The sequence below is a fragment of the Vagococcus acidifermentans genome (genome assembly GCF_003987655.1).
Lineage (GTDB): Bacteria > Bacillota > Bacilli > Lactobacillales > Vagococcaceae > Vagococcus_B > Vagococcus_B acidifermentans.
This window is the reverse complement of sequence record NZ_NGKC01000008.1, coordinates 110,119-129,647: the sequence shown is the minus strand read 5'-3', so window position 1 is coordinate 129,647 and position 19,529 is coordinate 110,119. Positions and strand designations below refer to the sequence as shown.

The window sequence follows — 19,529 nt, the reverse complement described above, 5'->3', positions numbered from 1 at the left end:
AGCCCCTCTTCATGTTGATGCGGAAAGGGGCTTACTGCTTTTTTTTCCTGCCTTTCCTCCATCACCACGCAAAGCTGTCAGTTCCTGCTTCCAAGTAAGTCAGCCAGCTTGTGTCTTTCAAAATAAGAAAACTTAAAGAAATCCCCGCCATGTTTGTCGATGTCATAAAATTGCCGGCTTTCCGAAAAGCGACTTGTATGCCTTCGAGCTGCAGCAGCCGCTGGACATCATTGGCGAAAATAAACTGTTCCATCGCGGTCGTACTGCCCAAACCGTTAATCATAATTGCAAGATCGTGGGCTTTGATGTCGTCAGACTGTGCTGCCAGCTTGTTGACCAGTTCATTGGCGAGATATTCAGATGAATAAAAAGGCTCCACACGATACCCCGCTTCACCATGAATCCCGATGCCAAAAGAAATTTGTCCCTCTGAGAGCTGGAACAGTTCTTTTGTTTCACCGGTGATTTTCCCCGAATGGAGTGCGACTCCTAGTGTGTTCATATTGGCAATGACCTCTTCGCCCATTTCTTTCAGTTCCGACAGACTTTTGCCTTCGGCAGCGGCTGCGCCTAAGATTTTATGGACAAAAACAGTGCCTGCCACCCCGCGCCGCCTTTTTTTCAAACTGCCTTCCTCAACTGAGCAATCATCATCCACAATGACATGGTCGATTAAGAACCCGTCCTGTTTGGCTTTTTTTTCAGCCAGTAGAAATTCGCGCACGTCTGCTTCAAAATTTTTAATGATGAGCAATACCTCGCTAGCTTCTTTCATAAGCTGAATTGCTTGATAAATTTCAGCGCTTGACGGCGGAACGAAAACCGGTCCGCTGACACTGGCCGACAGCATGCCAGCCCCCACATAACCAAAATGAGCCGGCTCATGACCGCTGCCGCCGCCGCTGATGAGTGCTACTTTTCCTCGGACGGACTGCAAGTCTCTCCGTTTGATGATACCGGTTTTCGCTACACGTTCCAGCCGGTGTTTGTGGATAAACGCAACGCCATCCAGTGATTGGTCCACCATATCCTGTTTGTTATTGATGATTTGGGTCATGCTCACTCTCTCCTATCAGACATTTTCATCTGTTATCATATCACACTCACTCAGGAAATGACTATCGACAAAAATAGCCGCTGCATGAGCGGCTATCGAGATTGTCTTCTATTAATGGTTTTCTTTGTAATCCCGTCCGATTTTATCAGCAGCAATAATAGCTTGGGCTACTTGGTCAACATCAATCGGGAATGGCATAGCATGGATTGATTCCTCAGGGATACATGCTTTTTCCGCAACAGCCAGCGCCTCGTCATAAGAAATGCTGTCTACCCCGATGTCTGCCAGACAAACCGGCAAGCCGATCGACAAACTGAAATCCAGCACGTCGTACAATTCTTCCTTCGGCGCGTTTTCCAACACTAATTGGCAAATCACACTGAAGGCGACTTTTTCACCGTGGAAATAGTGATGAGTGCCTTCCAGCGCAGTCAGCCCGTCGTGAATCGCATGGACTGCCGCCAGCCCGCAGCTTTCAAATCCCAGTCCTGACAACAGGATGTTGGCTTCGACCACATTTTCCAATGCCGGCGTGACAACGTTGTTATCGCACGCGATTTTTGCATTATAGCCGTCAGCCATGATGGTTTCATAGCAGGCTTTAGCCAGTGTATATGCGGCAATCGTGTTTTTCGCCGGTGCTGTTTCTTTTGTCAAATAGCCGTTTGGCAAGCCGGCATTGACATTGGAAAATGATTGTTTTGTCGCACGCGCTTCAAATAAAGTGGACAACGCATCGCCGATACCTGCTACTAGAAAACGGGTCGGTGCATTGGCGATGATTTTCGTGTCGACCATGACCACGCTTGGGCTTTGTTTAAAGTAAGCATAGTCGTCGAATTCGCCGTCTTCCGTGTACAGGACTGCCGAGTGGCTGGTCGGTGCATCGGTCGCCGCAATAGTCGGAACGATGATCAAGTTTTCGCCTTCCGCCACACACTTGGACGTATCGATTGCCTTGCCGCCGCCTAAACCGATAACGCAGTCTGTCTTATGCTCTTTGGCCACTGCTTGCAGACGGGCAACTTCGGGTCGGGAACACTCCCCGTTAAAATGGCTTGCAACAATCCTCACGCCAAACCGCTTCTGTGTTTCCTCCAGCTGTTTTTGCACGCGGTCGATATCATCCTGATGGGCAATCAGCAGAGCGGACTGACCGAATGATTTGATATAATACCCCAAATTTAATAATTCATCTTCACCTTGAACGTATTTTGTTGGACAAATAAATGCTTTTCTCATGTTGCTTCCTCCTAAGTATTATTTAACCTTTAATGGTTGTAACTGCTGATCAATTGTTTCAAAATCAACACCGGCCTGAATCAAAGCGGCGGCTGTATAACAGCTCTCCACCAGCGCCGTATCGTAAAGCACGATGTCTTTTTCAGACATTTCCATTGCCATTTCAAGATTCATTTTGGCACTCCCCAAATCATAGAATGCCAGCAGTTTATCTTGCGGATTAGCTTCAAATGCCGCTGTGATCGCTTCAAAACTTGTGCCGATGCCGTTGTCTTCAAGACCGCCCGCCACTGTGATGTCGACATCCTTAGCCACTTCATTCAGCAGCCGCTCAAGACCGGTAACGATTTCTCCGACATGGGAGACGATGACGATTCCCAATCCCATGTTAAATCACCCCTGCTTCCAGCATTGTACTAAAGAGATAGCTGCTTGACACAGCCCCCGGGTCGATATGTCCGACCGAACGTTCGCCAAGATACGAAGCCCGCCCTTTTGTCGCCTGCAGCTCTTTGGTCGCTTCAGCAAACTGCGTGATGCTGTCTGCGGTCAAAGTATTTTCTTTCAGAGCCGATACAACAGGTACCCAGACATCAACCATTGTTTTTTCACCTGCGACCGCCTTGCCGCGCTTTTGAATTTCAGCTAAACCGCTTGCAAGGATCTGCTGTACATCGTCCGTCTGCATCGAAGCTTTTGTCATCCCCATAAATGCCGAGCCGTACAACGGACCCGATGCTCCGCCGACTTTACTGATGAGTGTCATGGCAGTCAGCTTGAAAATATCCGTCACCGTTTCCGGCTGTTTTTCTTCCAGGGCGTCGATAACTGCTGTTGTGCCGCGGGCCATATTCGTCCCGTGGTCGCCATCACCGATAGCGCTGTCCAAGTCACTCAAGTATTGATTGTTTTCAGATACCTTGTCTGCAAATAAGTGCAGCCACGTTAAGATTTTTTCTTTTTCCATGTTTTTCCCCTCTTACCACGCAATTGTCTGCACCGGATAATGCAGCAAATCCAACCAGTCGTCAGTCAAACTGAGCAGCGTCAGTGACAAACCGGCCATATCAATGGCCGTCATCACATTCCCGACCTTTTTGAAAGCGACGATTAACCCTTCCTCAGCCATCAGCGCCTTGACATCATTCATGAAGATATATTGTTCCATCAAGGGCGTTGCTCCCAACCCGTTGACCAGCAACGCGACATGGTCGCCGGCTGTCCACTGCACTTCTTTTTTCAGCTTGCCGACAATTTCTTTCGCCAGCATGCGTGACGTTTGCAGTTTAGTCCGCTCATAACCCGGCTCGCCATGAATCCCGACACCAAACTCAATCTCATCCTCTTCCAGGACAAAACCGGGATGCCCGACACCGGGCACCGTTGCCCCCGACAGCGCCACACCCAATGTTTTGACACGCGGGACCAATGCCTCTGCCAACTGCTTGATATCAGCCAGCGTTCTGCCTTGATCAGCGGCCGCACCAAGTATTTTGTGAACCAAGACCGTCCCCGCCACACCACGGCGGCCAGCTGTATAAGTGCTGTCTTCAACTGCGATATCGTCATCGACAATCACACTCTCAACTGCAATCCCTTCCATTTCTGCCAAATCCTTAGCCATTTCGAAGTTCATCACATCGCCGGAATAGTTTTTTATAATCAGGAAAACGCCGCTCCCTTGATCAGCTAGCTTAATCGCTTCCAAAATTTGGTCAGGTGTCGGTGAGGTGAAAACTTCCCCGCAAACTGCCGCATTCAACATGCCTTTTCCGACGAACCCCGCATGCGCTGGCTCATGACCGCTGCCGCCGCCGCTGACCAGCCCGACTTTTCCCGCCTCGTGTTGTACGCGGGTAATGATACCGGTTTCGTTCACACGCGCAACAAGCTCATCGTGCGCATATGTCAAGCCGTCAAGCATTTCTGTTAGGACATCATCTGTCCGGTTTATTATCTTTTTCATGTCCGTCTCCTTTCAAGTTGTTACAGTCACATTGTATAGTGAAAACACTTTCTTTGTAATGGACAGATTCCGAAATGTGTCCGTTTAACAAAAAATTGATTTGTCAAGACCTGTATAACTTGTTATGCTGATAGAAGAAAATTGAGGTGTAACACTATGATGCCCAACGGCTCGCTCATTACAAAAAAAGTCATCGCCTATTCGTTTAAAAACCTGCTGAAACAAACGGATTTCCAGAAAATTTCGGTGAAAGAAATTATGACAGCAGCCGATTACCGGCGACAGACTTTTTATGATTATTTCACAGATAAATATGATTTGCTAACGTGGATTTATCACCAAGAACTGACAGAAACCGTCACCGACTTTATCGGATATGAACACTGGACAGCCATCATCCACCGTTTGCTGGTTCATTTTCAAAAGAATCAGCCGTATTACCAAAAGGTGCTGTACTTGCCGCCGCCTGTGGCATTTGATGACCTCGTCCTGCCCCACTGCCAAGAGCTGGTAGCAGTCATTGTTGCAGATACAGCCGGCAGACCGTACACTGACCCGCTCGTTAAGGAACAGCAAATCAAATTTTTAGCATACGCCCTCAAAGGCACAATCAAAGACTGGCTTGCCTCAAACTGCAAAGAAGACCTTACCCAGATTGAGAGCGCGCTTAGTCAAAACTTAAACCATTTCTGCGGCAAAGCGGTTTAAAGCAAACTGCTGAACAAAGGCAAAAAAAGCCTGCACTCAATCAATAGCGAGTGCAGGCTTCCCCTTTATAAACAGTCCAATTTAAAGTCGACATACTTAAAACTCTTTTTTGCGCATGACATGTACGCTGATGACCACCGAAAACAAAGCAACCAAGCTGATGACCGCGACAAACAGCAACAGTAACATCCATGTGTCTTGTCTGCTGATAAACAAAAGGAACGATTGAGCCCTTGCTGATTGAATCAAATCCGAGGCAAACGGCGACAAGATACCAACCGCTACAAAGAGCACGACCATCACGATTCTACCCCGTTCGGTACCGAATTTTAAGTTGATTGGTATCATTAACGATGCAAAGAGCATCGGAGCCAGCGTGACAATCAGGACCTGCAGCAGCCATGTCCCGAGACCGCCGGCAGTCAAAAGCGAAAAATGCCAGAAAAATATAATCAGACTAACAACCATACTGACAGCCACACAAAACAGCAAGCTGAACAGATATTTGCTGACAACATACGTTTTACGGGAAATCGGCAGCGTGAACAAAAAGGTGCTGCTGTTATTGTAATCATCATATGCAATCGTCGTAATACTCAACGTTGATGCCAGAATCGTCCCCGCAAACACCCCTAAAATCGGTTCCTCATACCCGATTACCAGTGCTATCACTACAAAAATAAGTTGTGTGACAAATAATTTCTGGGATTTCAGCACATATAAATCTTTTCGCAGCAACCCGATCATCGCAATTCACCTCGATTCATCAGCAGCATCAGCTCATCAATGGCCGATTTTTCAATCACGACATCAGGATAGTTTTCCAGATAATACTGCCGTTCATTAGTCATGCAAAGATAACCGAATGGCTCTTTTTTTTACGCCATAATATATGTTTTATCAATATTTGCATACTGCTGTTCATCCAGCTTCAGCACGGCATACTGGCTCAGCAGTCTATCCATGTCTTCATGCAAAATAATTTTGCCTTCTTTAAGCATGTAAATATCATCACAAAGGTGCTCCAAATCCGAAGAGATATGCGAACTAATTAGAATCGTCCGCTCCTCATTTTCTTCCATGTATTCCCGGAGCAAGTCGAGGATTTCATTTCTGACAATGACATCCAAACCGGCTGTGACTTCATCCAGTATCAAAAGCTGGGCATCGTGGGTCACAGCAATAATCGTCTTTAACTTTGCCCGCATCCCTGTTGAAAAATCCTGAATCTTTTTGTCTTGGGGCAGCTGAAACCTGTCGCATAATAAATGAAACAGCTCTTTATCAAACTTGCTGTATAATGAACCGAGCACTTTGGCAATCTCCCTGATATTAAGAAAGTCGCTAAAGCCGGTGTCTGTCAGTACGACTCCCACCTGTTCTTTATCCCTCGCATCCATCTGCCTGATGTCTTTTCCCAACAGCTCGATCTGCCCGCCATCTGCAGAAATCAACCCGAGCATCAATTTAAACAAGGTGCTTTTGCCGGCACCATTGCTTCCAATGATTCCGCTAATGTAGCCGGCAGGTACTTCAAGGCTGCATTCCAGCTGAAAATTAGGGTAGTTTTTTTTCGCATTTTTGATAGAAATCATTGTTCCCCCTCCAATAACATTGTAAATAACGACGCAATCTCTTCATCTGTCAAACCGGCAAGACGTGCTTTTTTTATCAGATGATCAAATGCCGCTTCAATTTCTTTTTTGTTCTCCTCTTCTAACACGCTGACATTCAAGCTGTTGACATAGCTCCCTTTACCGTGGACAGTCGTAATAAAACCTTCCATTTCTAAAAGGTCATACGCTTTTTTGACCGTCAGCGCGCTGATACGTAATTCCTTGGCCATAGCCCTGACCGAAGGAAGACTCTCTCCCTCACTGATGCGTCCATCAATGATTTGGGATTTTATTTGGTCAATGAGCTGCTCATAAATTGGAATCATTGAAGAATTATTAATAATGATATTCATAAGTCCTCCTTTCTATAAACAGTGTATAACAGTTATTAACAGTTATTAACTATCTTCTGGTAACAAAAAAAAAGCATTGTTCTGCAACGCTTTACAGAACAGTGCTTTTCAATTGGCTCCTCTCAGCATATCTCCGTTTGACTGTGAACGACCAGAATTTTCACCACATCATTGGTCTCATTCATCCAGTTATGAGGCGTGTCTGATAAATAATGGGCAGAATCGCCCGGATACAAATGATACTCTTCGTCCTCAAAGAGCAGTGTCAAAACACCTTGTAGCACATAGACAAACTCTTCTCCTTCATGCGGGTAAACTTTTACCACTTCGGGCTTCCCCATCGCAGGCAACAGCTCGACGATTTCGGGGGCCATGTTTTTTTCAGCCGATGTGTGGCTCAACGAGCGGTACACGCACTGGTTGAGGATTTTGGAGACAGATTGTTCATAGCTTCTCAACACTATCGAATCGGCCGGTTCAGACTCGGAAAAAAAATAATTGATGCTGACACCCAAAATATCTGAAATTTTGTATAAATATTCCACCGCAATGGTCGTGATACCTCGTTCAAATTGTGACAGATAGCCCGTGGATAAATTAATTTTTTCACTCATCTCTCTTAACGTCAGGTTTTTCTCCTGCCGCAGTTTCTTTACTTTTGCACCGATATTTTCCAATAACGTCACCTCTTTGCAAGCATTTTTGCCGTTTTCATACACTTTGAAAAACTTCCAAGCGTTCGGCCTGGAAGTTTTATCTACTCATCTTTTGTCGATTTTTTTGCGGGCTGTTCATCCTCTTCGGACGGCTTGTCATGAACTTTGACATGCAGTTCCAACAGGCGCGTGCCCTCCATTTTCGCAGTTGTCAATGTCAGATTTTCCGCGTTGATGGAAATCCGCTCGCCTTCATCCGGAATGACACCTAGAGCAGTAATCATGTACCCTGCCATCGTGTCCACATCGCTCATATCAAGCGTCGTGTTAAAGGATTTGTTAAAGTCGTCGATTGGCATTTTCCCTTGCACAAGGTATTCGCCGGGCGCAATTTTCGTATACAGCTGCTCGATGGACAATTCATCGGACTCGTCGTCGATTTCACCAACGATTTCTTCCAGTAAATCTTCCAGAGTCACTAGACCGACGACCCCGCCGTACTCGTCCAAAAGTATCGCCATATGGTTCTGAGTCTTCTTCAATTCGAGCATCAGGTCATCGATATAAATCGTTTCCGGTACGAACAGCGGCTCATGAATCACATCCAGCAGGTCGATTTTGTCAAAACCGTCCTTCCGCGCAGCTTTTAACAGATTTTTCAAGTGCAATATACCGATGACTTTGTCTTTATCGTCATCGTAGACCGGAATACGGGAAAACGTATTGGATACCACTTTATCGATATTTTCCTGTATCGGGTCGTGGATATCAATCATAAAGGCTTCGGTCCGAGGCACCATGATTTCCCGTGCGAGCGTCTCGTCCAGTGAAAAGACCCCCTGGACCATCTCCAGCTCATCGGAGTCGAGGACGTCCTCGGTCGACAAGATATAGGCCATTTCCTCACGGGTCATTTTATCATCTGCATCATCGAAAGTCATCGGTGTAAGCCGGCTCAGCAGATTGGTCGAACTGGAAAGCAGCCACACAAACGGTTTGGCAATGACTCCGATAAGTTTAATCGGCTTCATGGCAAACTTGGCAACTTCCTCGGATTTGTTCAAGGCAATACGTTTTGGATATAACTCACCAAACACAATGGATATATACGTTAACAAAATCAGGATGATAACTTGTGACGCTTTTTTAGCAATCAGCGTGCCGCCCAGTAACGGTGCTAATTTTGAAGAAAAGCTGTCTGCCAAAGAGGCACCTGACAGGATATTCACCAAGGTGATTCCGACTTGGATAGTTGATAAAAAGTTGCCGGAATCCATAATCAGGTTCAGCAATTTTTGAGACTTTTTGTCTCCTTCTGATGCTTTCTGTTCAACTCGGTTTTTATTAACCGACACAACAGCCATTTCAGCAGCGGCAAAAAAGGCGTTTAACAAAGTTAGAAAAACTAATAATAATATATTAGCAATAAGCGACTGACTCCCAGGGTCAGCGTTCATAAGCTATTCTCTCCCTACTTAATAAATTAAAATGTACACATTATAGAAAAATCCTATCACAAAGTACCCCGTTTGGCAATCAGTCCATACTGAGTTTATGAGTTTTTTGACCGATTTAATATTTTTTCATGCTGGTTAAGTTTAACAATGTCATAAACGTGCACAACAATTGTTTTTACCACAGCATAAAACGGCACTCCGAGTATCATTCCCAGCAGTCCGGCAATGTTGCCCGCCACCAGTAAAATCAGGATAATCGTCAATGGATGGATGTCCAGACTTTTACCGATAACATTCGGAAAAACGATGTTGCCGTCAAGTTGTTGAACAATCAGGACGACCACGCAGGCTAACAGCGCCTTCCAAGGGTCGGTAAATACCGTGACGAAAACCGCCGGAGCCAATCCGAGATAAGGACCGATATAAGGAATCATGTTCGTTACACCGGCAATACAGCCGAACAAGAAAGCATAATCGACACCAATCAGTAAATAACCGATAAATGTCCCAATAGCAACAAACGTACACTCAATGACTTGACCGCTGATATATTTGGAAATCGTCCGGTTCATTTTTGCCAGCAGCGAAGTAATCTCCTGTTCGTGCTTCTTCGGAAAATACTTTTGGATGCTTGGGATAAAACGGTCGCCGTCCTTCAGCATGTAAAACAGAATAAACGGGACGGTCAAGACCACGACCAGCACACTGGCAACTGACGATACGATGGCACCGATACTGGTGGTGACGTTGTTGACAGTTGACTTGATGATTTCGCCAAATGAAATATCCAGCTGGTTAAGATACGATTCAATATCCAAATTTTTGAATTGGGGATGCTGCACCACGTCATTGATGAATTGCTCGACCTTGGCAATAATGCCGGGTGTGGCGTTAATCAAGAGCCCGAACTGCTTCACAAGATTTGGAATAATCATAACAAACAACAGTACCAGCGCGCCAATCAGCACAAGAAAGACAATGGCGACAGCCAGATTTTTTTTAATACCTCTTTTTTGCAGAAACTGTACCAGCGGGTTCAAGACGTAAAACAAAAAGCCCGCAATCAAAATCGGCGCAAAAAGAGTCGAGATAAACGTAAACAAAGGGGCAAACAGAAACTTGATTTGACTGCTGACGAAAATCAGCGCTGCCAGAATCAACAGCTCCAGTGACCAAAACATCAGCTTGGACTTCATTAACTTATCTATCATGACATTCCTCCAGAAATAACAACATGCGAATACATCTAGTTTATAGTATAATTGATTTCAGAAAAAAAAGCTTCATTTTTCGATAATTTTGTTCAAGGGGATGATTCGAGTGATAACAATCCGCCACACCGCCGATACAACATCAGCCGTTTACCGCGATGCGCTGGCTATCCGCAAAGACGTGTTCATCAAAGAACAGCATGTCTCGGAAACGGAGGAAATCATGGCAGAGGACAGCTGTACACATTTTGTGCTTTACGATGAGGGCCGTCCGCTTGCGACCTGCCGGCTGCTGCCTAAATCAGACGCCATCTACAAAGTCCAGCGCGTCGCTGTACTGAAGGCGGCCCGCGGAAAAAGATACGGTGAAAAAATCATGCTGGCAGCTGAGGATTTCGCCCGTGCTGCCGGGGCAACAGAGCTAGTACTCGGCGCCCAGACCACTGCACTAGGATTTTACTGTACTCTCGGGTATGAGGCGTACGGCAACGAATATTTGGATGCCAATATCCCCCACTATGACATGAAAAAAGAGCTTCGCTAAGCGTCTCTCAGCCTCTTCCCCTTGCGGAAGGGGCTTTTTTTAGCGGCAATATCATCGTGCGGTGCGACACGCCAAGTTTGGTGAACGGCCTGCCGGCATAAGTAAACCCCAGCTTTTCATAAAAGGCAAAGGCGGTCTGCCGCGCATCCAGCACCACGCTTTCAGCCCCTTTGCCCCGTGCCAAAGAAATAATTTCATTCATCAGCAGCCGCCCGACAGCCTTCCCTTGATATTCGGGCAGCACGGCAATCTGACTCGCCCGCATGACGCCATTTTTGAGCAGACAGCAGCCGGCACCGATATACACACCGTCATGCAGCGCCCCCAAATGACAGGTCTGCGCTTCTTCCGGGAAATCAGCGCGCTGCAGCACCAACCCCAACGGCCGCCGCAGCACGTCATTCCGTATCCAAAACAGCCGGTGGTAGTCAGCGCTGTCATAGGTCACCTGATGGATCGTCACAGTCATTTCAACACCTCTTTTATTGAGTCGATTTTTTATAAAGAAAGAACTTTCCTGCTGAATCAGCGGAAAGTTCTTCTTGCTTTTTTGAGAATTCTGCTTAACATGACTGACTAACATCGTCGTGAAAGCTGCTGATAACGTTTAAACCAGATAGCCACGTAATCCTCTGAAAAAGGACCCCGTTCATTGTTTATCCAATCCACAAGAATCTTGACATTTTCCTTCAGGATAAAATCAATTTCCTTGGGATAATTCATTGCGATACGATGCTGTTCGTATTCATCCACATCCAGCAAACGTTTCTCACCGTCAGGAAACACCTTGATATCCAAATCATAGTCGATATACTTCAAGGCTTCTTCGTCTAAAATATACGGTGATGCAAGATTGCAGTAATAGGATACCCCCTTTTCTCGTATCATGGCAATTATATTGAACCAGAATTTTTGATGAAAATAAACAATTGCCGGTTCGCGCGTAACCCATCTTCGTCCATCGGATTCAGTGACTAGCGTGTGGTCATTCACGCCGATGATGGAATGTTCACTTGTTTTCAGCACCATGGTGTCACGCCATGTTCGATGTAAGCGGCCGTCATGTTTGTAGCTTTGAATCGTCACGAACTCTCCTTCTCTAGGAATTCGCATTTCGTATTACCCTACTTTCCTTGACCAGAGGCCAACTTTTACGTTAGGGTGTTTCAATTACACCGACATCGAAAACATTATATCATAGTTTAACTGTCACTGACACTTTTTAGAATATTATTTTTATACAGGAGCGCAACCATTTTTTGTTGCGGTTTGGGAAAAACAAACGCCGCAAAATCTTCCGGCGCGACCCAGCGCTGATTCTCTTTCAGCGTCAGCTCGCTGCCCGCTCTTTCAAACCCTGAGGCAAGCAGGATAAACCACTTCAAATGGCTGAAAATATGCGTCACTTCGCCGACCGGCTGCTTCTGCCAGACTGCTTGACTGCCAAAAACAGCCAACTCTTCGAGAAAAGCATTTGCCTGAGTCTCACCGTCATCCTCGGCAACTAAATCAAACAATGTCGGTGCCTCTTTAGACTGCTGATACGAGCGCCACCCGTCAAGATAGCACCGGTACGCTGCCTTAGTCACCTCACGAAGCGGAAACGTCCACATGCCAGAAAGTACCCCTTGACTGTTGCGCTGTTCCAGCAAAAATTCTCCGCGGCTGTTCTGAATCACCTGAGCGAGATAATAAACCGGCACCGGCTTCGGCTTTTTCGTCTTCACCGGATAATCGGTCATGCGCCCGGCATGATGAGCAGAACAATATGCTGCAAGCGGACAGATATCGCATTTCGGCGAAGTCGGCGTACACACCGTTGCCCCTAAATCCATCAGCGCCTGATTAAAATCGCCGGGCTGGGTCGGGGATATCGTCTGTCTGACTTTTCCTTCGAATATTTTCCGCGTTTTCGCCTGTGCGATGTCATCACAGATACTAAACAATCTGCTGTAGATACGCATCACGTTGCCGTCCACCGCCGGTTCGGGCAAATGAAAACAAATGCTCGCAATCGCACCTGCTGTATAAGGGCCGATGCCTTTAAGAGCAGAAATGTCTTCGGGCCGTTTTGGCATCTTGCCGCCGTAATCAGTCATGATCTGTTTGGCCGCCGTCTGCATATTGCGCACACGGGAATAATAGCCCAGCCCCTCCCAAGCTTTCAACAGCCTGTCTTCAGGCGCCTCCGCCAAAGCTTGAATGCTCGGAAACCATTCCATAAACCGTAGAAAATAAGGAATCACAGTAGCGACCTGTGTCTGCTGGAGCATGATCTCCGATACCCACACCCGGTACGGGTCAGTGTTTTCCCGCCACGGCAAAAGCCGCTGCTCCGTTTGATACCAGTTCAAAAGCGACTCCTGAAACAAACAAGTCTGCTCCTCAGTCCATTCTCTCATCCTGCTCACCGTCATCCTCCATCTCTTTTTGATTGATAAACTGCTGAATCAAATCATACTCGAAGCCCTTTTGAAACAGCGACTGCATCACTTTCTGTTTTCGCTTTGCCGGCTCGAAACGGCTGTTGCGCCGCCAAAGCTTGCCGCCCTCTTTTTCAAGCAGCGTCTGTTCATGATCCTCGTCTTTTTCCACTGCCAGCTCCGCCATCGCCTGAGTGATGACATCACCGGAGAAACCTCTTTGATACAACAGCTGACGCGTCTTTTCCTGCTTCTCCTGATGACTTTTGCCGCGGTATTTTTTCAGCGCTTTTTCAGCAGCTGTCAGAGCCGCATGCCGTTGTGTTACCTCATCATAAAGAAGCAAGGCAGCATCGATATCCGCCGCTTGCACGCCTTTTTTTGCCAGCTGCTGCCGGATAACTTGAGGGCCTTTGTCCGATGTACGCATGACTGTCCGAACATAACTTTCAGCAAAAAACCGGTCATTGACCAGATCAAGAGCCCGCAACCGTTCAATAATCGGTGTCACGTGATTGAACGGTATTTCTTTCTTCTTCAAATACCTGCGCAGTTCCTGCTCCGACCGAAGCTGGAAATTCAAATAATTGAGCGCCAGCTGATAACCGATGTCAAGCAGTGCCTCTTCCTCCAAACGGTTCAGTTGTTCCTCGGTCAGCTCGCTCCCCTTTAACAGGCGGTGCTTGACCAAAGAATCCTCCGATACGATGACCTTCCGACCAGACTCGCACTGCAGCTCGTATTGATTACGTTTTATTTTTTTGATTATTGTTATCGTTTCAGTCATCTGTCACAATCCCTCTGTTCTTAGATTTCTTTATAACTATACCATAAAAAAGGATGCCCGTGAAAATCACGCAGCCGCCGCTTTTTTTCTATACAATCCCTACTGGACGGAGTACAATAAAAGAATCTATTACTTACGATGCAGGAGGCTTCCTATGAATCCGAAAAAAGGAAATGAAACAACCTATTGGGTAAACGGTCTTTCATGCACAAACTGCGCCGGAAAATTTGAAAAAAATGTCAAGCAGCTGCCGGGAGTCAGTGATGCCAGCATCAATTTTGGTGCTGGCAAACTAACCGTCGTCGGCCACGCTTCCATTGAAGAAATTGAGCAGGCAGGCGCCTTTGATAAACTGACCGTAACGCAGGAAAGAGAAACTCTTCCACAGCCCAGAGGATTGCCCCAAATAATTAAAGACAACAAACGCACAATATTGGCAGCCTTGCTGATTGCAGTAGGCTACCTTCTCGAAGCAACAGCCGGGATTGATGGTTCTGTCTTGTTTCTACTGGCGATTTTGATAGGTGGTGCCAGTTTGTTCAAAGAAGGCGCTGCCAATCTTCTGAGCGGCACTTTTACAATGGAGACACTAATGACAATCGCAATCACTGGTGCAATCCTGATCGGCAGCGAAGAAGAAGGCGCAATCGTCGTCATCCTCTTTGCCATCAGCGAAGCACTGGAAAAGCACGCCGTCAACAACGCCCGCCGTTCCATTCAGACGCTAGTCGAGTACGCCCCTAAAAAAGCACTCATCCGCCGGCATGACCAAGAGCTGCTTCTGTCAGTCCAAGACGTACGTATTGGTGATGTCATGATGGTCAAGCCCGGGGAAAAAATCGCTATGGACGGCATCGTCAGCCGTGGACATTCGAGTGTCAATCAGGCGGCAATCACGGGCGAGTCCCTCTCTGTTGAAAAACAGATAGATGATGTTGTCTATGCCGGTACAATCAATGAAGAAGGTTATCTGGAAGTCATAGTTACTAAGCTCGTGACAGACACGACACTCTCAAAGATGATTCATTTAGTGGAAGACGCCCAGGCCAAACGGGCGCCGGCACAAGCCTTTGTCGATAAATTTGCTGCTTATTATACACCTGTCATCATGATTATCGCACTATTGACAGCTGTCATCCCGCCGCTTGTGACAGGTGCCGCCTGGGAAAAATGGATTTATCAAGGACTCTCACTACTTGTCGTCGGTTGTCCATGCTCACTTGTTATTTCCACACCGGTTGCTATCGTGTCAGCCATCGGCAACGGGGCCAAAAACGGTCTCCTCATCAAAGGCGGCATTTTCCTTGAAAAATCTGGTGCCGCAACAATTGTCGCATTCGACAAAACTGGCACATTGACAGAAGGCAGTCCTGCCGTGACAGACATCGTCCTGTTTGATGAGCGTGACGACCTTGAGGAACAATTGACACTTGCCGCAGCTTTGGAAAACCAGTCCCAGCATCCGCTTGCCAGTGCAATTATCAAAGAAGCACAGGCCAAAAAACTTTCCTACCAGCACCTTGCTGTTGACCAGTTTCAGGCCATCACCGGCAAAGGAATAACAGGTAGTGTCGCCGGCCAGACCTATATCGTCGGGACACGCTCACTTTTTCAAGATGCAGATGTCCTCACGTCACTTGACGAAGAAAGACTGCACGACCTGCAAGTCCAAGGCAAAACAGTCATCTTCTTCGGGCCGGCAGACAAACCGGCCGGACTGATGGCTGTCGCAGACCAAGTAAGACACAATGCAGCTGCAACAGTTCAAAAGCTTAAGCAACTGGGAATTACCGAAACAGTTCTTCTAACAGGAGATAATCCAGACGTGGCAAATGCCATCGGTAACCAGTTGCACATCTCGCAAGTCAAAAGTCAGTTGATGCCGGAGGACAAAATCAAGGAGATTCAAAAGCTGATGCAAGCCGGCCACAATGTCATCATGGTCGGCGATGGCGTCAACGACTCCCCGGCTCTGGCGTCTGCCACTGTTGGTGTCGCAATGGGCGGCACAGGCACAGACGTTGCCTTGGAATCTGCAGATATCGTGTTAATGGGTGATAATTTGGAAAAACTGCCTCTGCTTATTTCTCTCAGCCGAAAAACAATGGCTGTTATCAAACAAAATATTGGTTTTTCACTCGCCATCAAACTTCTTGCCGTCTTGCTAGTCATCCCCGGCTGGCTGACTCTTTGGCTAGCAATCGCCGCTGACATGGGAGCCACCTTGCTGGTCACGCTGAACGCCTTGAGGCTAGTGAGGGCCCAACGTCTCTAATGCAACATAATGATATCTCCAACTTAACCAGCTGGAGATATCATTATATTCTTCTCATCGAAAAAAATACCACTCATCTTCTTCCAACAATAAATTCTTTCCCGGAGTCGTTTTCAAATAATACGTCTTTGCCAGTTCAGCGTGCAACTCGGCGCTGCTGAATACCCGAAGCGGTTGAGAAATTTTGTGCCTCTGGTCGTAAATGAACATCCCTTCCCACTCCGAGAGCGACTGGATAACTTTTTCCGAACACGTGCACAGGGATAACTCGGCATAGGGAACCATAAATGCCAACACCAGCTGGATATCATGAATCACCCGCTTTTTTACAGCAGAACAACCGAAAAAAACTGTGTAACTAAAACCGTTTGAAAACAACAATTTAGTGGCCCCAGTCTTGGAAACACTCATGATTTTATCAAGATAGCGGATATTTAGCCAAGTTGTGTTGCTCTCCATCGGTCCTGTTAACGGCATGAATAAGTACTTCTGATTAAAACAGGGAAATTTATACAACCTTTTCTTGACCAGCTTCGACATTGCCATCCGGGCAATATCATACGTGACAGCTGCATTGCGGTTGATAGCAAAGATCAACTTGTTGCTGCTTTCCCGGCTGACATAGGGCACGCCGGAAGCTGACAGCAGACGTGAGCGGTACACACCGCTTTCATTACTAACAAGCACCATTGCGATTGTTTCATCCACTGTCTTATTATATTCCTCAGCTGAACCCCAATCGATTTCTGATATGCACTGATAGCAGACCTCAGAATCACGGGCGGTTCTTTTCCTCAGACGTCCAAAGTCGTTATAATGGACCGAATTCATATAGGCTTAACTCCTTTATATTTTTTTGCTTGTTATTTTTAAGTGCTGATTCCCTTAAGAACAACTCATTATAGCACAAAAGGACCGTTTATTGAAAACGCTGTATTTCATTTATTATTTGTTTTTTTGACGGAGTTTAAGCGTTATTAGCATTTTCGCGAATTCGCAATTTTGGCTATACTTTTTGCAGCTGGCCAGTTGAATTTATAGCCAAAGAGGTGCAAAAAAAAATGACTTACGATGACTTTGATATTCTCTCACCTGAGAACCAAAGGCTTATTCACGGTGCGCTGAAAAAATACGGCATCTATCCCCACTCTCAGCAGTACGAGGATTACCTGCAGCTGGCGCGACTCACACTTTTAGAAGCATACAAGATTTTTCAGACCGGCAATCATCCGAACAGCCGCCTCAACGTCTTCATTTACCAGAGAATCTGCTGGAAACTAACTGATGCACTGCGAAAAGAACAGCGCCGGCAATCCAAGATGGCCCGCTCAACTGACGAGCAGCTGCAACAGCTGGCGGAAAAACAAACCATATCAGAAGCTGCATCAATTGAGTATCAGCTGTTTATCGAAACTGTCCTGCCGCATTTGACAGCCGCAGAACGCCACTATTTAATCGATGTCTTCCTCTACGACTTGTCGGTTGTCGAAATTGCCCGCAAACGCCAAGTCTCACGCAGCACTGTCTACAAATGGCGCAACAGACTCGCACTAAAATATTTAAAATTTTTTCAAAAATAGCGACACTTTCACCTGTTGTTTCGTTACTAATAATGTAGGCAGTCGCGACCCTGCACATAAATGAAAAAGGAGAGATGTCATATGCCGCCTGTTTTTGAAGCAAAACAAGCCGATTTGTATTTCAACGTTGCCGGAGAAGAAAAACCCCGTAAGCAAACCGTCAGCTATTTAACCGAGGAATCTTCCGGGGAAAACATTGTGAGGTTCGGACAGCTGATTGCCCAGCTGTCGCCAGATACCCTGTCATCTGTCGTCGTCATTGACAAACAACGCTACGTAGTATAAGGAGGAATTGACTGATGAAAAAACTGACCATGAGCTTTTTAAATGCAGAAGGAAAACGTGCCAACCTGACGCTCAATGCTGCTAAACAAGATTTGACCGGAGAAGTCGTCAAACCAGTTATGGGACAAATTTGCGAACTGGCACTTTTCCAAAAAAATAACCAGCCGCTTTACGTCCAGCCGGAATCTGCCAAGTATACTGAAACGATTATTACGAAGTTGTTTTAAGAGTAACTGATAAAACAAAAGAGCTTGCAAGCGTCTAAAATAGACAGCTGCAGGCTCTTTTGCTGTGTGACGGTGTTTCGCTGTTACTGCACACACCTCGCCAGTGTTTCTTCAATACTGGCAAGGACGTCATGCTCTTTGATTCCCAGCAGCGGCATCGTATCCGCCGGGTCCAAGTACAAATCTTCAAACTGCAGTCTGCCACTGACCGCCATATGAATCCCGTGCTCTTTTCCGGCGGCATCAGCCTGCGCATCAATCGCTTCAAATGTGGGCTGCATTTGCTCAAACGGTAGAACGGGCACTTGCGTCGTCTCCGTCTGCCCCAGTGCTGCCACAATCATTTCGTAAAACTGCTGAAATTTCATGTTTAATGCACAAATAGCGTACGTGCCGCGATGTGCGCCATTTTCCAAAGCGCCGACAGCGGCTTCGGCAACCTGCTCTACAGTGACCATTGCCGTTCCTCCTGCCGGGCTAGGAAACACTTCCTGACCGCGGGCACGGTCCACGAACATCCGCCAAAGCGGTTCACGCCCCGGCATCGTACCAAAAATATACGGCAGCCGCAACGAACACACCTTCATAGCACCTTCCCCTTCTGCGAAAGCGACTTGTTCCTGCAAAAGACGCGTGTTAGGATAAGCTTGACCCCGTAGATGATATTCCGGCAATCGTTCAGCAAACTCTGCGAAGTACGAGCCAAATACGACAAAATTCTTGACTCCTGCTTGCTTGGCCAGTCTTGCCAGCCGTTGTGTCGGCAAGACATTGGCTTCATAAAAGAACTTTAACGCCGGCTTGTCAGGCACAGTCCGCTCATCGGCACCTGCCGCATAAATAAATCCCTCACAATCAGACAGCAAGGAGACAATTTCTTCATCCGTTAAGTCGTTGATATTACCCAGCCGGCATTCCACACCCTCCGGCAGCAAATCATCCGCCGGCATGGGCGGAAGCGCCATCGTTTTCACCTGATAACCTCTGCTCAACAATTCCCTGGTCGTGTAATACCCTAAAAAACCGGTACCGCCTAAAACAAATACTTTTGACATGTTTGTCCCTCCTATTGTGTTTGTTTTCACAATTATTATAAACGTTCCGCACGGCTGATACCTGTCATAAAAAGACATTTCACTCAC

General features: G+C 46.7%; 23 protein-coding genes. 6 read left to right on the top strand and 17 right to left on the bottom strand.

The window, feature by feature from the left end:
• Positions 1 to 61: 61 nt before the first annotated feature.
• The 5 genes from dhaQ to dhaK form a co-directional block, all read right to left on the bottom strand.
• On the bottom strand, positions 62 to 1,057 hold the full coding sequence (gene dhaQ, locus CBF27_RS08440) for a DhaKLM operon coactivator DhaQ (RefSeq protein ID WP_126813870.1): 996 nt from the start codon (positions 1,055 to 1,057) through the stop codon (positions 62 to 64).
• 111 nt (positions 1,058 to 1,168) lie between these two features.
• A complete protein-coding gene (locus CBF27_RS08435) occupies positions 1,169 to 2,299 on the bottom strand; it encodes a glycerol dehydrogenase (protein ID WP_126813869.1) in 1,131 nt (376 codons plus the stop codon).
• 18 nt (positions 2,300 to 2,317) lie between these two features.
• Positions 2,318 to 2,686, bottom strand: a complete 369-nt coding sequence (gene dhaM, locus CBF27_RS08430; protein WP_126813868.1) for a dihydroxyacetone kinase phosphoryl donor subunit DhaM — start codon at positions 2,684 to 2,686, stop codon at positions 2,318 to 2,320.
• Position 2,687: 1 nt separating this feature from the next.
• Positions 2,688 to 3,266 (bottom strand): dihydroxyacetone kinase subunit DhaL, encoded by a 579-nt coding sequence (gene dhaL / locus CBF27_RS08425; protein ID WP_126813867.1) that lies wholly within the window; start codon positions 3,264 to 3,266, stop codon positions 2,688 to 2,690.
• Positions 3,267 to 3,278: 12 nt separating this feature from the next.
• On the bottom strand, positions 3,279 to 4,265 hold the full coding sequence (gene dhaK / locus CBF27_RS08420; protein ID WP_126813866.1) for a dihydroxyacetone kinase subunit DhaK: 987 nt from the start codon (positions 4,263 to 4,265) through the stop codon (positions 3,279 to 3,281).
• 156 nt (positions 4,266 to 4,421) lie between these two features.
• Between dhaK and dhaS the strand changes: the two genes are divergently transcribed.
• Positions 4,422 to 4,973 carry a dihydroxyacetone kinase transcriptional activator DhaS gene (gene dhaS, locus CBF27_RS08415; protein ID WP_126813865.1) on the top strand — a complete coding sequence of 184 codons (552 nt, stop codon included), beginning with the start codon at positions 4,422 to 4,424 and terminating at the stop codon, positions 4,971 to 4,973.
• 96 nt (positions 4,974 to 5,069) lie between these two features.
• Here dhaS and CBF27_RS08410 read toward each other — a convergent pair whose 3' ends face one another.
• The 6 genes from CBF27_RS08410 to CBF27_RS08385 form a co-directional block, all read right to left on the bottom strand.
• Positions 5,070 to 5,720 carry an ABC-2 transporter permease gene (locus tag CBF27_RS08410; protein WP_126813864.1) on the bottom strand — a complete coding sequence of 217 codons (651 nt, stop codon included), beginning with the start codon at positions 5,718 to 5,720 and terminating at the stop codon, positions 5,070 to 5,072.
• Positions 5,721 to 5,851: 131 nt separating this feature from the next.
• A complete protein-coding gene (locus CBF27_RS08405) occupies positions 5,852 to 6,568 on the bottom strand; it encodes an ABC transporter ATP-binding protein (protein ID WP_342774789.1) in 717 nt (238 codons plus the stop codon).
• Positions 6,565 to 6,942, bottom strand: coding sequence for a GntR family transcriptional regulator (locus CBF27_RS08400; protein ID WP_126813863.1), 378 nt, complete (start codon positions 6,940 to 6,942; stop codon positions 6,565 to 6,567). Before CBF27_RS08400 ends, CBF27_RS08405 begins: the two co-directional genes overlap by 4 nt.
• 122 nt (positions 6,943 to 7,064) lie before the next feature.
• Positions 7,065 to 7,619 carry a helix-turn-helix domain-containing protein gene (locus CBF27_RS08395; protein ID WP_245986008.1) on the bottom strand — a complete coding sequence of 185 codons (555 nt, stop codon included), beginning with the start codon at positions 7,617 to 7,619 and terminating at the stop codon, positions 7,065 to 7,067.
• 80 nt (positions 7,620 to 7,699) lie between these two features.
• Entirely contained in the window at positions 7,700 to 9,055 is a 1,356-nt protein-coding gene (locus CBF27_RS08390; protein ID WP_126813862.1) for a hemolysin family protein, read from the bottom strand.
• A gap of 95 nt (positions 9,056 to 9,150) precedes the next feature.
• Entirely contained in the window at positions 9,151 to 10,266 is a 1,116-nt protein-coding gene (locus tag CBF27_RS08385; RefSeq protein WP_126813861.1) for an AI-2E family transporter, read from the bottom strand.
• A gap of 109 nt (positions 10,267 to 10,375) precedes the next feature.
• Here CBF27_RS08385 and CBF27_RS08380 point away from each other — a divergent pair, with 109 nt between their 5' ends.
• Entirely contained in the window at positions 10,376 to 10,810 is a 435-nt protein-coding gene (locus tag CBF27_RS08380; RefSeq protein WP_245986006.1) for a GNAT family N-acetyltransferase, read from the top strand.
• Between the two features lie 7 nt (positions 10,811 to 10,817).
• Here CBF27_RS08380 and CBF27_RS08375 read toward each other — a convergent pair whose 3' ends face one another.
• The 4 genes from CBF27_RS08375 to recX all read right to left on the bottom strand — a co-directional run bounded on the left by CBF27_RS08375 (position 10,818) and on the right by recX (position 14,020).
• Positions 10,818 to 11,279, bottom strand: a complete 462-nt coding sequence (locus CBF27_RS08375) for a GNAT family N-acetyltransferase (RefSeq protein ID WP_170175057.1) — start codon at positions 11,277 to 11,279, stop codon at positions 10,818 to 10,820.
• Between the two features lie 107 nt (positions 11,280 to 11,386).
• Positions 11,387 to 11,923 (bottom strand): nucleoside tri-diphosphate phosphatase, encoded by a 537-nt coding sequence (gene ntdP, locus CBF27_RS08370; RefSeq protein WP_126813859.1) that lies wholly within the window; start codon positions 11,921 to 11,923, stop codon positions 11,387 to 11,389.
• An 89-nt stretch (positions 11,924 to 12,012) separates the two neighbouring features.
• Positions 12,013 to 13,227, bottom strand: a complete 1,215-nt coding sequence (gene mutY, locus CBF27_RS08365) for an A/G-specific adenine glycosylase (protein WP_126813858.1) — start codon at positions 13,225 to 13,227, stop codon at positions 12,013 to 12,015.
• Positions 13,196 to 14,020 carry a recombination regulator RecX gene (recX, locus tag CBF27_RS08360; protein WP_126813857.1) on the bottom strand — a complete coding sequence of 275 codons (825 nt, stop codon included), beginning with the start codon at positions 14,018 to 14,020 and terminating at the stop codon, positions 13,196 to 13,198. The genes mutY and recX overlap by 32 nt, the downstream gene beginning before the upstream one ends.
• A 154-nt stretch (positions 14,021 to 14,174) precedes the next feature.
• Here recX and CBF27_RS08355 point away from each other — a divergent pair, with 154 nt between their 5' ends.
• The gene (locus CBF27_RS08355) at positions 14,175 to 16,295 is read left to right on the top strand and encodes a heavy metal translocating P-type ATPase (RefSeq protein ID WP_126813856.1); all 2,121 of its coding nucleotides are present in this window, start codon (positions 14,175 to 14,177) and stop codon (positions 16,293 to 16,295) included.
• 54 nt (positions 16,296 to 16,349) lie between these two features.
• Here CBF27_RS08355 and CBF27_RS08350 read toward each other — a convergent pair whose 3' ends face one another.
• Positions 16,350 to 17,126: a competence protein ComK gene (locus tag CBF27_RS08350; RefSeq protein ID WP_126813855.1), complete on the bottom strand. Its 777-nt coding sequence runs from the start codon at positions 17,124 to 17,126 to the stop codon at positions 16,350 to 16,352.
• 218 nt (positions 17,127 to 17,344) lie between these two features.
• On the opposite strand from CBF27_RS08350, the gene CBF27_RS08345 reads away from it, so the two are divergent.
• The 3 genes from CBF27_RS08345 (at position 17,345) to CBF27_RS08335 (ending at position 18,387) form a co-directional block, all read left to right on the top strand.
• Complete coding sequence (locus CBF27_RS08345; protein ID WP_148112288.1) at positions 17,345 to 17,875, top strand: sigma-70 family RNA polymerase sigma factor; 531 nt, start codon at positions 17,345 to 17,347, stop codon at positions 17,873 to 17,875.
• Between the two features lie 81 nt (positions 17,876 to 17,956).
• Complete coding sequence (locus CBF27_RS08340) at positions 17,957 to 18,160, top strand: DUF1659 domain-containing protein (protein WP_126813853.1); 204 nt, start codon at positions 17,957 to 17,959, stop codon at positions 18,158 to 18,160.
• Positions 18,161 to 18,174: 14 nt separating this feature from the next.
• Positions 18,175 to 18,387, top strand: a complete 213-nt coding sequence (locus CBF27_RS08335) for a DUF2922 domain-containing protein (RefSeq protein ID WP_126813852.1) — start codon at positions 18,175 to 18,177, stop codon at positions 18,385 to 18,387.
• An 83-nt stretch (positions 18,388 to 18,470) separates the two neighbouring features.
• Here CBF27_RS08335 and CBF27_RS08330 read toward each other — a convergent pair whose 3' ends face one another.
• Complete coding sequence (locus CBF27_RS08330) at positions 18,471 to 19,442, bottom strand: NAD-dependent epimerase/dehydratase family protein (protein WP_126813851.1); 972 nt, start codon at positions 19,440 to 19,442, stop codon at positions 18,471 to 18,473.
• Positions 19,443 to 19,529: the final 87 nt, after the last annotated feature.